General features: G+C 71.1%; 12 protein-coding genes and 1 tRNA gene. 3 read left to right on the forward strand and 10 right to left on the reverse strand.

Annotation, left to right across the window (positions count from 1 at the left end):
- Nucleotides 1–198: 198 nt before the first annotated feature.
- The 8 genes from JAV51_RS19695 to dacB all read right to left on the reverse strand — a co-directional run bounded on the left by JAV51_RS19695 (nucleotide 199) and on the right by dacB (nucleotide 8,046).
- Nucleotides 199–963 (reverse strand): ESX secretion-associated protein EspG, encoded by a 765-nt coding sequence (locus tag JAV51_RS19695; RefSeq protein WP_197322237.1) that lies wholly within the window; start codon nucleotides 961–963, stop codon nucleotides 199–201.
- 59 nt (nucleotides 964–1,022) lie between these two features.
- Entirely contained in the window at nucleotides 1,023–1,814 is a 792-nt protein-coding gene (locus JAV51_RS19700) for an ESX secretion-associated protein EspG (RefSeq protein ID WP_197322238.1), read from the reverse strand.
- Nucleotides 1,815–1,820: 6 nt separating this feature from the next.
- Nucleotides 1,821–3,215: a hypothetical protein gene (locus JAV51_RS19705; protein WP_197322239.1), complete on the reverse strand. Its 1,395-nt coding sequence runs from the start codon at nucleotides 3,213–3,215 to the stop codon at nucleotides 1,821–1,823.
- Nucleotides 3,216–3,237: 22 nt separating this feature from the next.
- On the reverse strand, nucleotides 3,238–3,606 hold the full coding sequence (locus JAV51_RS19710) for a hypothetical protein (RefSeq protein ID WP_197322240.1): 369 nt from the start codon (nucleotides 3,604–3,606) through the stop codon (nucleotides 3,238–3,240).
- Nucleotides 3,607–3,757: 151 nt separating this feature from the next.
- Complete coding sequence (gene hpt, locus JAV51_RS19715; protein ID WP_197322241.1) at nucleotides 3,758–4,312, reverse strand: hypoxanthine phosphoribosyltransferase; 555 nt, start codon at nucleotides 4,310–4,312, stop codon at nucleotides 3,758–3,760.
- A gap of 2 nt (nucleotides 4,313–4,314) precedes the next feature.
- A complete protein-coding gene (tilS, locus tag JAV51_RS19720; protein ID WP_197322242.1) occupies nucleotides 4,315–5,337 on the reverse strand; it encodes a tRNA lysidine(34) synthetase TilS in 1,023 nt (340 codons plus the stop codon).
- Nucleotides 5,316–6,377: a zinc-dependent metalloprotease gene (locus tag JAV51_RS19725; protein WP_307845949.1), complete on the reverse strand. Its 1,062-nt coding sequence runs from the start codon at nucleotides 6,375–6,377 to the stop codon at nucleotides 5,316–5,318. The genes tilS and JAV51_RS19725 overlap by 22 nt, the downstream gene beginning before the upstream one ends.
- A 103-nt stretch (nucleotides 6,378–6,480) precedes the next feature.
- The gene (gene dacB / locus JAV51_RS19730) at nucleotides 6,481–8,046 is read right to left on the reverse strand and encodes a D-alanyl-D-alanine carboxypeptidase/D-alanyl-D-alanine-endopeptidase (RefSeq protein WP_307845950.1); all 1,566 of its coding nucleotides are present in this window, start codon (nucleotides 8,044–8,046) and stop codon (nucleotides 6,481–6,483) included.
- On the opposite strand from dacB, the gene JAV51_RS19735 reads away from it, so the two are divergent.
- Entirely contained in the window at nucleotides 8,026–8,427 is a 402-nt protein-coding gene (locus JAV51_RS19735; protein ID WP_197322243.1) for a hypothetical protein, read from the forward strand. The two genes, dacB and JAV51_RS19735, sit on opposite strands and share 21 nt — an antisense overlap.
- Nucleotides 8,428–8,898: 471 nt before the next feature.
- Nucleotides 8,899–9,411, forward strand: coding sequence for an inorganic diphosphatase (locus JAV51_RS19740; protein WP_197322244.1), 513 nt, complete (start codon nucleotides 8,899–8,901; stop codon nucleotides 9,409–9,411).
- Between the two features lie 96 nt (nucleotides 9,412–9,507).
- Here JAV51_RS19740 and JAV51_RS19745 read toward each other — a convergent pair whose 3' ends face one another.
- Nucleotides 9,508–10,032 carry a gamma carbonic anhydrase family protein gene (locus tag JAV51_RS19745; protein ID WP_197322245.1) on the reverse strand — a complete coding sequence of 175 codons (525 nt, stop codon included), beginning with the start codon at nucleotides 10,030–10,032 and terminating at the stop codon, nucleotides 9,508–9,510.
- Nucleotides 10,033–10,117: 85 nt separating this feature from the next.
- A tRNA-Thr gene (locus tag JAV51_RS19750) sits at nucleotides 10,118–10,191 on the reverse strand.
- 129 nt (nucleotides 10,192–10,320) lie between these two features.
- On the opposite strand from JAV51_RS19750, the gene JAV51_RS19755 reads away from it, so the two are divergent.
- Nucleotides 10,321–11,989 (forward strand): hypothetical protein (locus JAV51_RS19755; RefSeq protein ID WP_197322246.1); only part of this gene is annotated, 1,669 nt, incomplete at its 3' end.

Genomic DNA, 11,989 nt, shown 5'->3' on the forward strand with positions numbered 1-11,989 from the left:
GTAGTGGCCTCGACCCTCCCTGGCTAGGCGGTAGGTTGTGACATCCGCCGTCGCGGTGTTGACAGATGCGCGGGCGCTACGGAGTCGCCGTTCCACCAGCGTACAGTCCGGCTCCCGTGAGATGCCGGGCGCTCCTGGATGCTGTTACTGTCAACGGCCGACCTCGACGCCGTGTTCCCCGGTCCGTCGTCGCGGCTGTCAGCGTGTGACGTCGGTGACCATCTCGCCCAGCCGACTGCGCAACGTCTTCGCGTCCGCCGGGGCGACCGTCACCCACTCCCGGCCGTCCGGTCCCGTCCGGGACAGGCTCAGGTAGCGCCCGGACGCGGTGTCGAACCACGCGAGCACCGGCGAGCGACGCTTGCCGCCCACCTCGTCACGGCTGTTGGCCGCGAGCTGCCCACCTCGGAGCCGTGGCTGCGCGATGAGCTGTGCGTACGTCTCGACCGGGTCGTGCGACCGGTCGGCCAGGCCGCTCCGCTTGCCCGTCGCGCTCGCGGCGGCGGTCCGGGAGGGCTGGATCCGCATCGCCTCGTCGAGCGGCAGGGTGATGGACGACTCGGTGCCTCGCGATCCCGCGGGCAGCAGGTCGACGATCGCGGAGGCGAGCCCGTCGGGGTAGAGCGGGCGGAGCCAGACACCGTCGGCGTCCTGCACCGCGAGCACGGCCTTGGTGCCGTCCGAAGCCGCCAGCGCGGCGATCGGCGGCTTCCGGAACTCGGGGATGTGCAGCGCGTCGATGCTCACCGACGGCCTCGACAGCAGTTCAAGCCACTGGTGGACCGGCGAATTGTCGATGTCCCTCGCGGCCAGTTCCGTCTCGACACGCTTGCGCAGCGCGGCGCGCTCGACCTCGTCGGCACCGTGCGACGGCACGGTGAACGGGTACGGAAGCTCTCCCACCTCGGCCTTCTCCCACAGGATGTCGAAGGTGGCGAGTGTGAAGAATTCCTGCGCAGACACGATGTCCCCCGAACTGCTGTCGCGACGACCGTTTCCGTGGTGATCGAGAAGGATAGCGGTCAGAGACTCACGGCGGTGGCCCGTGCGACGGACGCCAGCATCTCCGACAACCGGTGCCGCAGCGTGGGAGCGTCCGCCGGGGCGATGACGATCCAGTCACGACCGTCGGGGCCTCTACTGGCCTGCGTGAGGTAGCGGCCGCTCTCCGTGTCGAACCAACTGAGCACCGGTGAGCGACTCTTCCCGCCCGAGGAGTTCCTGGCGTTGGCCCCGATTTGACCTCCCCGCTCGCGTTCCTGCGCGTGCAGTCGGGCCAACGCCTTGCGGTCGTCGTCGGCACGCGCCGTGGTGCCGTCGGAGGTCGTGGGCCGCCGCTGCATGAAGTCGGCACCCGGACCGGCCACGAGTTGTTCGAGCGGCATGTTGATCGACTTCTCGCGGCCTCTCGGGGCACCGGGAAGTTGCCCCACGATGGCACTCGCGAGCCCGTCCGTGGGCACGTCCTCCAGCCGCACCGTGCCCGCCTCCTGCACGAGCAGGACGCCGTGGCCACCCGCCGCCGCGGCGACGGCGGTGCGTGCCTCGGCGTTCGGAGCGCTGATCAACACGGAGTCGAGACTCAACTCCGCCCTGGCCAGGCACCCGAAGGCGTCCTCCAGGGCGGGAACGGGCCGACCGTTGTCGTCGGCCAGCCCACGGCGCGCGAGGTCGGTGAGGACCTGCACGCGCAGAGCGGCGCGTTCCTCCAGCGTGTCGCCGTGGGAACGCACCGTCACCGGGTACGGCAGTTCACCGAGGCCGCTCGACTCCCACAGGAAGTCGAGTTCGACCTCGGTGAGCTGGACGCGCACGTGTCATCACCCCTCGTCCGGGCCCCACGCACCGAGCACCGGCGGCGCGGCCGCCTCCGTGGCGCCGAAGGTCTCGTCGGGATCCGGCTCGATGAGGAAGGACGCGTGCGTGTGCTCCTTGTCCTCGTCCTTGCGACCCGCACCAGCGCCCATGCCCATGGGCGCTCCGGCTGCGGCGGCCGGGGACGGCGCGGCACCGACCGGGCCACCCGGCGCGGGAGCCGCCGTGGCGACACCCTGTGCCGGCGCGGAACCCGAACCGACGGCGTTGGGAGCCACGCTGCCGCTGCGGTCGGCCGTCGACGCGACCGTGTCGGAGGTGGCGACCTCACCCTTCGCGCCGGTGCGCTTGCCCGACAGGCCCTTGGCCGCCTTGAGACCCGCGTACCCGACGGCGCCACCGGCCGCAGCCGCCCCGAGCGCCGACCCGGCGTTGACACCGCCGGTGGGCGCGGAGGCCGGCACCTGACCCGAGCCCGTCGTGGACGCCGAACCCGTGGCGACACCGTGGGTCTCGGTCGAGACCGCGCTGGAGAGGTTCGTGTACGCGTCGACCGCCGTGTTGACCGCCGCCTTCGGCACACCGGCGGAGCCGTACGGGGCACCGCTGTCGACGCCGGAGACGGAGTACGTACCGGAGGCACCGAGCGACCGTGCCTCCACCGCGACCCCGTTGCCGAGCGGCTTGAGACCGAGCGACTCCGGGCCGAAGCTCGGGGTCGTGCTGTCGATCTGCGACAGCTCCTCGGTATAGGCCTCCAGGAACATGATCTGCTGGGCCTTCACCGCCTGGGCCTCGGCGTGCTGCCGCTTCATGTCAATGACCATCGCGGCGGGACCACCGGCGAGCAGAGAGCCCATCTGCGCAGCCGGGTCGAACTCCTTGGGCTGCGGCATCGTCTTCAGCTTGGCCGCCGCCGAGGCCTGCTGGGCGAGCCGGTCGCGCATCGTGTGCGCCGCCTCGGACGCCTGCGCGCTGGAGTTGGCGATGCCCACGAGCGCACCCTGGGCGGCGCCGGCACCCTGACCGACCCACGCGCTGCCGAGTTCCTTGATCGCGTTGTAGAGGTCGTCGGCGATGCGGGCCAGCTCGCCACCGTGGTTGCCCCAGGTCTGGCCGAGTTCCTCCGCGGTGGCCGGCTCGTTGTTCACCGTCGCGTAGGTGTACAACTGCTCGCTGCCCCTGGCGGCCCAGTTCGGGCGAGCACCGATGGCGCGGTCGCTGCCGTACTGGAAGCCGTCCGAACGGCTCCGCGCCCGGTTGACCAGGTCGGCGACCTCGGCACCCTCGTCACGCATGACGCATCGGACATCCGTCGGCCCGGTGTTCACGCCGTAGCCGTACCCCGGAGAACCAGGCGTCCTGCCGGGCTGGTCGACACCGCTCTCGTCCGCGTACATGTCTTCCGCTTCCCCCTAGTGATCAGAGCTGCCCGCGCAGCGACTGGGCCGTGGAGCTGTCGAACTCGTCGTAACGACTCATCGCCTCGACGATCGCGTGCTCGGCCTCGTCGTACTGCGTGTACAGGTTGCGCAAGGCCTGGGCGTAGGAGTCGTTCATACCGGCCGCACGCTCGGCGAACTTGTTGGCGATCGCCTCGCCCACCGGGTTGGCCCCCAGCTTGGGCGAGGTCGCGAGGAACCCGGTGTTGTCGAGCAGGGCTGCGACCGCGTCCTTGCCGGTACGGATCTTCTTCAGAACCGCCTGAGCGGCGTCCGGGTCGAGGCCGACCTGACCCTTCGCCGCGGCCTCCCTGAACGCGGCGGCGTCCGCGTAGCTGCTATTCGGCATGTGTTCGCTCTCCTGTCCCCAGCACAAACCCGACTAGGCTCAGCACCTGCGATCTTCGCTAAGGCTAACGCACTCGAGGTACGTCTACGACGCGTTCTCGCCTGTTCGGGTTCCGTGTTCGCAGGAAGTAATCGCGGACGATGCCGGACCGTTACGACGAGTAGACCCGCGGGTCCAGCGTTCCGATGAACGGCAGGTCGCGGTAACGCTCCGCGTAGTCGAGCCCGTAGCCGACGACGAACTCGTTCGGGATGTCGAAGCCGACGTAACGCACCGGCACGTCGACCTTCACCGCTTCCTTCTTGCGCAGCAGCGAACACACGTTGAGCGAGGCGGGGTTGCGGCTGGCGAGGTTCTTGAGCAGCCACGACAGCGTCAGCCCCGAGTCGACGATGTCCTCGACGATGAGCACGTCGCGGCCCGCGATGTCGCGGTCGAGGTCCTTCAGGATGCGCACCACGCCGGAGGACGAGGTGGACGATCCGTAGGACGAGACGGCCATGAACTCGAGCTGCGCCGGGATCGGCAGCGCGCGGGCGAAGTCGGTCATGAACATGACCGCGCCCTTCAGCACCCCGACGAGCACGAGGTCGGAGGTCGTCTTGTCGACCGGGTAGTCCGCCGCGACCTTCTCGGCCAGCTCGGCGACCTTGTCCTTGATCTGCTCCTCGGCGATGAGCACGGAGGCGATGTCGCCTTCGTACACGGTCAGCTCCCTTGTGTGGTGGGTTGGCGGTTGTTCAAAACGAGCTTTTCATGAGCCCTCTTCACCTCGACACCGCCGGGTAGGAAAACGCCGCCTTGGCCACGCCACGCCCCCACGAGGTCGTCGACCGAACGCAGGTGCGCGTCGGCCAACTCCTTCGCCCCGTGTCGCAGCAGCCACGCGCGCAGGACCCGTCGCCGGATCGCGGGCGGGGCCGCGGCGAGCACAGCCACACGGAGCGCCGCGCCGTCGCGGGCCTGTCGAGCAACGTCCTCCGCCACCGCGTCGAGGGCCTCGCAGTCCTCCCGGAGCTGCCGCGCCGTCCTGGCCAGCGCCTCGGCCACCCCACCGGCGAGGACGTCCTCCAGCAGCGGCAGTACCTCGTGACGCACCCGCACGCGACGGAACCGTCGATCGGCGTTGTGCGGGTCCTCCCAGGGCGTGAGTCCCAGTTCCTCGCAGGCCGCCCGCGTCACGGCCCGCGGAGTGCGCAGCAGCGGTCGTGCCCACGGCGGGTCGAGCGGCCGCATCCCCGCCAGGGAACGCGACCCCGATCCCCTGCCGAGGCCGAGCAGCACGGTCTCGGCCTGGTCGTCGAGAGTGTGCCCGAGCAGCACCAACGTGCCTTCCCCCGCGTGTTCGCGCAGCACCGCGTACCGCGCCCGACGAGCGGCGGCCTCGGGCCCGCCCGGCCCCGACACGGTCACCGGCAACACCTTCGCCGTGTGCGCGCCCAACCGCATCGACTCCTGCGCAGCGACCTCCGCGACGTCGGCGGAGCCGTCCTGCAGCCGGTGGTCGACCACCAACGCGCACACCCGCAGGTCGCGACGGCGTGCCGTGTGGGCGGCCGCCTCGACGAGCGCCAACGAGTCCGCGCCTCCGGAGACGGCCACCGCGAGTTCGCCGGACGCCAGGTGAGCTTCCGAGGCGGGGTCGTCGAGGAACGTCCGCACCGCTCGGCGTACCGCCAGCACGGCGTCGAGACGGGGGCGTCGGGGCGTCAGTGCACGCGACGCAGCCATGCCTTCGGGTCCCTGATCTCGTCGCGGCTCGGCAATGTGTTCGGCGACGTCCAGACCGCGTTGAACCCCTCCATGCCGACCGCGTCCACCACGGTGCGCGTGAAGGTGGAGCCCAACGCGTACTGGCGCACCTTCGCGTCGACCCCGAGCAACGCGCGCAGGAGCCGGTCGAGCGGGCCTCCGCCCTTACGGCGGACGGTGAACCGCCGTCGGATCGCGGCCACGCTCGGCACGACCTCCGGGCCGACCGCGTCCATGACGTAGTCGGCGTGCCCTTCGAGCAGCGTGGACAGCGCGAGCAGCCGGTCGAACACCTCGCGCTGCGCCGGCGTCTGGACCAGCTCGGCCAGGCCCACCGCGCCCGGCTCCCGCGCGTCCCGACGCTGTCGCACGTTGTCGGCGACTCGGGACAGCAACGTCCCCAGCCCGTCCGACTCGGCGAACCCGGTGACCAGCCTGCCGACCTCGGAGGCGAAGTGCTCCCGCAACCAGTCGACCGCGGTGAACTGAAGGCGGTGGGTGCACTCGTGCAGACACACCCACATCCGGAAGTCCCGACCGGACACGCGCATGGCGCGCTGTGCAGTGACCACGTTCGGCGCCACCAGCAGCAGCCGTCCCGTGTGGTCGTCACCGCCGAACGGGTCGTACTGACCGAGCACCTTCGTGCCGAGGAACGCCAGCACCACACCCGTCTGGACACCGGCACTTCCCGCCAGCAGCGGCGTGAGCGCCCCTCTCCTGGCGTCGTCCGGAACGGCGTTGGTCGTCAACGCCTCCAACCCCGAGGCCGCCGCCCGCACCCAACCAGGCCGGTCGACGACCTCCCCGGGGAACAGCGGCAGGTCGGTTCCCAGGCCGGTCAGTTCTCTGACATGGCGTTCGGCCTCCACCGTGAAGGACGACAGCTCGGTGACGACTCGCTCCGCCTCCGCACGGTCGACCACGGGACCACCCCGGACCAGGTAGGCACCCGTCGAGGCGGCCACCGACCAGTCCACCAGCGGGGTCGGCGTCCCGCGCTGCGCTGCCTGACTCACGACGACTTCTTCGGGACGGTCGACATCACGCTGTCGGCACCGAATGCGCTCACGTGTCGTCCTTTCGCCGCGTTGGCACCTCGACTTCCGACGCTACCCGCCCTCAGCGGCAACCACAGCCACGTAGGGCCGCCGCGATGCGGTCGAGCGCCGCACGGGCCCGGTTCTGGTCCTTGCCGTCGGACATCAGGGCGAACGTCAACACCCGGTCGTCCTCGGTCAGCACCACGCCGGCGAGCGTGTGCACCCCCGACAACGTTCCCGTCTTCGCCCGCACCCAGCCACGTCCGGCCGCCGACGACTCCTCGTCGTAGCGCGGGGCGAGGGTGCCGCTGCCGCCCGCCACGGGCAGCCCGATGAGCAGGGGCCGGAGCTTGGCCGTCACCTCGTCGTCGTCGTTCTCGGCCGCGGCGAGCTGGAGGATCCGGGTCAACGTCGCCGCCGGGACGGAGTTGCGCGGCGACAGCCCGCTGCCGTCGTTCAACTCCGCGTCGGAGACGTCGATGCCGTTGCGCTGCAACACTTCCAGGGTCGCGGCGGCACCGCCCTCGAACGACTGCTCCCGCCCTTCCTCGGCGGCCACCTGCCGCGCCAGCACCTCGCCCAGCAGGTTGTCGGACTCCACGAGCGTGTGCCGCACCAGCTCGTCGACCGGCGCCGACCACACCTCGCCGAGCACCTCGGCGTTCTCCGGAGCCGTCGTCTCACCACCGACCTCTGCACCGAGCCGCTTCGCGAACTCCTCGGCGAGGTTGCCCGCCGGGTCGGACTGGCCCATCGACGCCTTGTCCTTCGGGTTCGTCCGGCCGCCGTCGAGCATCGCGGGCTGCACCTTGACCATGAACGTCGACGGCACGTCCTCCGGCGCCCACCCGGCTCCGGTCTCCGGCCCGGTGTAGGCCGACAGGTCGAGTTCGACCCGCTCGACGGCACCTCCGGTGGCTTCCTTCACCTGCTCGACAAGGTCGTCGAGATGCGCGGCACCGGGGAAGATCGACTCTTCGCCCACCGGCAGCGAGGACAGCGTGACGTCACCCCCACCGACGAGCACCACGGTCCCGGGCTCGTCGCCCGCCACGACCCTGGTCGGCAACCTCATGTCGTGGTCGAGCGACAACAACGCGGCGGCGCTGACGAGCACCTTGGTGGTCGACGCGGGCGTCGCCGGGACATCGGCGTCGCGCTCCCACAGCACCTGACCCGTCGCCGGGTCCACCACGCTGCCGTGGAGTGTCCCGAGATCGGAGTCCGCGGCGAGCTCCTCGATCGCGGCGGCGACCCCCTGCGGTGTGGGCGCGGCACCGGACGCCGCCGCCTCCTGCAGCGCGAGTCGCACGTCCTGCGGCGCCGGTGGGTCGGCGAGCGGGGCGTTCGGCGCCCACGGCAGTCCGAGCCGGTTCGACACGGGCGGCAGCGCCAGCGTGACCCCGGCCGCCAGCAACACCACCACGCCGACGGCGACGGCCACGAGCAGTCGACGACGCCTGCCACCGCCACCACCGCTCTCGGTCGCCTCGGCGGCGGGTGGGTCGGTGGGGCCACCGGACTCGGGCTCGGGCTCGGCCGCCGACGCCACCGCGGCCTGGGTTCCGGTGTCCGCCCCTCCTGCAGGACGCGCGGGACCGGGTTCCGGCGTGCGCGGCACGCCGTGGGCATCGTTCTGGGACACCACCTGCTGCTCGCCCGTGTGCTCAGGGCCGATGCGCTGCGGCCACGCCTGTCTGCCCGCAGGCGGGACGGCTCCCGGATGGGGCCGGGGCGGCGCGGGCGCTCGGTGCGGCCACGCCTCGCCACGGTGCTGCTGCTCCGGCTGCGGCGACCGACTGGGCGGATTCTGCGCGGGCCGTTCCGGAGCAGCCTGGGGCTGTTCGGCCGTGCTCCGCTGCGGCTGCTGAGCGCCCTGCTGCGAGTGTTCGACCCCGCCCCGCTGCGGGTGGTGAGCGCCCTGCCGCGGCTGCTCGGCCCCACTCCACTGCGGCTGCTGAGCGCCCTGCTGCAGGTGCGGATGCTGCGACTGCCACGGCTGCCGGGAGTGCTGCGGCGGCTGTGACGGCTGCGGCAACTGCTGCGTGCGCGCCTGGGCTCCCGCGAAGCCCGGCGGCGCGGTGTGCTCAGCCGACGACGTCGGACGGGAGTCCGACTCGACGCTTCGCTCCGGCCAGGACGGCTCGTCCGACGTCGGCTGCCTCTCCGGTTCCTCGGTCGAGCGGGCGCCGGGAGGATTGCGATTCGCATTCGTGGGAATGCTCACTCTGACTGTCGTCTGCTCCGACGAAGAGTCAGACTTGTCCGGCGCCCGTTCAGGATCATGGTCGGCCGACGGCCATCTCGGGCCCGAACCATCTCCGGCGTCAGGCAAAGTCCCTCCTCGCGGTCAAGAGGGCAGACGTCACATTTGACACCATGCGTGCCACGCCCACCCGGTGCGTGGTCCACACTAGTGAAGACCGAAGTGATCATGTATTAGCCGCCCGGGTGACCGGATGAACGGCGGCACGAGAGACGAGTCAGCGAGGACGGCGTGGAGTTCGACGTCACGATCGAGATCCCCAAGGGGGAGCGCAACAAGTACGAGGTGGACCACGAGACGGGGCGCATCCGGCTCGACCGGACCCTGTTCACGGCCACGCAGTACCCGGCCGACTACGGCTTCATCGACGACACGCTGGGCCAGGACGGCGACCCGCTCGATGTGCTCGTGCTCGTGCAGGAACCCACCTTCCCCGGCTGCCTGATCCGGTGCAGGGCCATCGGCATGTTCCGCATGACCGACGAGAAGGGCCCGGACGACAAGGTCCTGGCCGTCCCCTCGGACGACCCGCGCATGGAGCACCTGCGCGACATCCACCACCTGAACGAGTTCCACAAGCTGGAGATCGAGCACTTCTTCCAGGTCTACAAGGACCTGGAGCCGGCCAAGAGCGTCGAGGGCTCCACCTGGGTGAGCCGCGCCGAGGCCGAGGCCGAGATCAACCGGTCGTACGACCGGGAGGCCGCCCGCAAGAAGGAGCGGGCTGCCGCCGAGAAGCAGTGAGCTGACCTCGAATCGGGCCCCGTCGCACCTCGCGGCGGGGCCCGATTTCGTTCGTCCGGGAACGGCGGTCGTGACGGCTCGGGCGGGCGGAGCGGCCTAGGAGTGAATCTCCTCGACGCCCTCGGCGTGCCGACGCGCGAGCGACCGGTAGATCTCGGCGTTGTGGTCCACCCACGCCTTCGCCGAGGCGGTGAGCGGGCTGAAGTCCTTCGCCGGGCTGCCCTTCGCGATCGACTCCTCGGGCACCTGCGTGTTCGGCGTGACGGTCGCGCCCGCCGCGACGAGGCTGCGCCTGCCCACCACGGCCCTGTCGAGCACCACGGAGCCGTTGCCGATCAACGCCTGCTCACCGATGGTGCAGTCGTGGACGATGCACGAGTGTCCGACGGTCGCGCGGGGACCGATCTCGCACACGCCGTCGTTGACGTGGACCACGGTGTTGTCCTGGATGTTGGCGCCCTCGCGCACCACGATCCGACCGAAGTCGCCACGCAGCACGGCGCCGTACCACACGGAGGCGCCCTTCTCGACCACCACGTCGCCGATCAAGGTCGCGGTGGGAGCGATCCAGGCTTCCGGGTGCACTGTGGGGCTCTTGCCCTCGAAGGAGAACAGCGGCATGAGCACACCCTACGGACCGGGCCGGGCCGTGACGATCGCCGAGATACGAAGAAGCCCCCTCCGTCGTGGAGGGGGCTTCTTGCGGAGCCGCCTGGGGGAATCGAACCCCCGACCTGCTCATTACGAGTGAGCCGCTCTGGCCGACTGAGCTAAGGCGGCGCGGGGCGAACCCGGCTGCCCACGAGTATAACCACCCCACTTTTGCGCGTCACCGGTGGGGGCCGTCGTCGTTGATCAGGATGCCGACAACGTCCGTCGGCATGTTGGTCACCAGGAGGACTAGTCCGCATGTGCCGGAAGCGCCACCGTCGCGCTCACGCCTTCGCCCTGCCCACGGCTGCCGCGATGCTCCTACTGCTCGCCGCACCCGCCACGGCGCAGACCGTTCCCACCACCCCACCCCCCGTTCCCTCCGACGAGGGGCAACCGCCGATCTCCGACGAGGACAAGCCCGCCGGACGGGTCATGGCCGAGGCGGGCACCGCGCTGGGTGTGCTGCGCCTGCTGCCGGAGGCCATGGACGCCGACGTCACGCAGCCGGGCTGGGAGGTGAATCTGCCGAAGCAGTCCGTGCTGGAGGGCGGCATCGGGCTCTCGTACGCCCGGGCCGACAGCGAGTCGCAACTCGCCTACGAGCGCTCCGTCGCCGAGGCGTCCCCCGCCGGGCTCTCCGTCGCGGGCCACAGCCCCCAGACCCCGGGTTCCGCCGTGCAGACGGCACTGCCCGACAACGACAAGGCGCTCTCCACCGGGCTGGAAGCCCCGGACAACCCGCTCGTGAACGTCAGCGCCCTCAAAGGCCGGGCCCACGCCCGCTGGGACGAGGCACTCGGGCCGTGCGTCGGCACCATCGCCGACGCCGGCACCTCCGCGGCGAGCCTGTCGCTGGTCAACGCGATCCCGACCATGCCGGACACGAACCGCGTCACCGCCGCCGGTGGGGAGCTCGGGGAGGCGCTCGCGGAGCTGCCGGGCTCGCTCGCCAACCTCGGCGGGCTGCTGGCCGGACCGAAAGCCAAGGCGGACGGCACCGGGTCGCTGATCAGCGTCGACAAGGCGCTGTCGACGCGCTCGGTGGTGCGGCTGATCGACCACGACTCCCTCGGCAAGGGCCACAAGGCCGTCGAAGCCATCTCGACCTTGCAGGCCGGACGGATCGACGTCCTCAAGGGCACGCCGCTCGGACTGACCGTCAAGGTCGCCAGCCAGCCGACGCTGCGGGTCGTGTCGACCGGCGACGCGAAGACGTCCACCGTCGACTACACCGCGCCCGTCCTCACCGTCGAACGCAACGGCAAGACGCTGTTCACGCTCGACGCCGCGAACCCGACCGCCGACATTCCCGTCGGCCTGCCGGCTCCGTCGCTGAAGCAGCTTCCCGGGTACGAGAAGGTCAAGGACGCTCCGGTGATCGGTGAGGTCGCCGAACAGGTCGACGGCGGAGTGAAGGCTCTGTCCGGCGCGGCGGCCGAGCGGGTCCTCGACATCGGTGTGCTGCGGTTGAGCATCGCCGAACTCGACGAGGAGGCCCTGACGGCGACCGCGCCGTTCGACGGGCACCAGGTCTCCGCCCTCGCCCGCATGCTCGACGTCCGGGTGCTGCCGACGCAGCACCTGAAGAAGCTCCTGCCGGACGACGTGGCCGCGACGTTGCCGTCGGCGCTGGCGCAGATCTCCGTCGGCGAGCAGAGCGCGAGCGCGTACGCGCCAGAAGGCGGCGTCGACTGCACCGAGCCGGTGCAGCCCGCCACCGACGGCGGCACGTCGGACGACGACCCGGCCGCCGCAGCGCCCGGACCCCGTTCCGACATCCCGTCCGCCCTCGCCCACACCAACGCCGCGTACTCGACGGTGCCGCTGTTCTGGACCGGCACGGCCCTGCTGCTGGTCGGGGTGGTGTTGGTGGCGGCGCTGCCCAACCGGACGCCCCGTGTCCCCGCCCCCGTGAGGCCGTCAC

The sequence above is a fragment of the Saccharomonospora sp. NB11 genome (assembly GCF_015910535.1).
Taxonomy (GTDB): domain Bacteria; phylum Actinomycetota; class Actinomycetes; order Mycobacteriales; family Pseudonocardiaceae; genus Saccharomonospora.

What these genes read in the sequence shown, in the direction of transcription:
- JAV51_RS19705 (WP_197322239.1), bottom strand. Translation starts at nt 3,215, where the DNA reads ATGTACGCGGACGAGAGCGGTGTCGACCAGCCCGGCAGGACGCCTGGT.
- JAV51_RS19710 (WP_197322240.1), bottom strand. Translation starts at nt 3,606, where the DNA reads ATGCCGAATAGCAGCTACGCGGACGCCGCCGCGTTCAGGGAGGCCGCG.
- tilS (WP_197322242.1), bottom strand. Translation starts at nt 5,337, where the DNA reads ATGGCTGCGTCGCGTGCACTGACGCCCCGACGCCCCCGTCTCGACGCC.
- JAV51_RS19745 (WP_197322245.1), bottom strand. Translation starts at nt 10,032, where the DNA reads ATGCCGCTGTTCTCCTTCGAGGGCAAGAGCCCCACAGTGCACCCGGAA.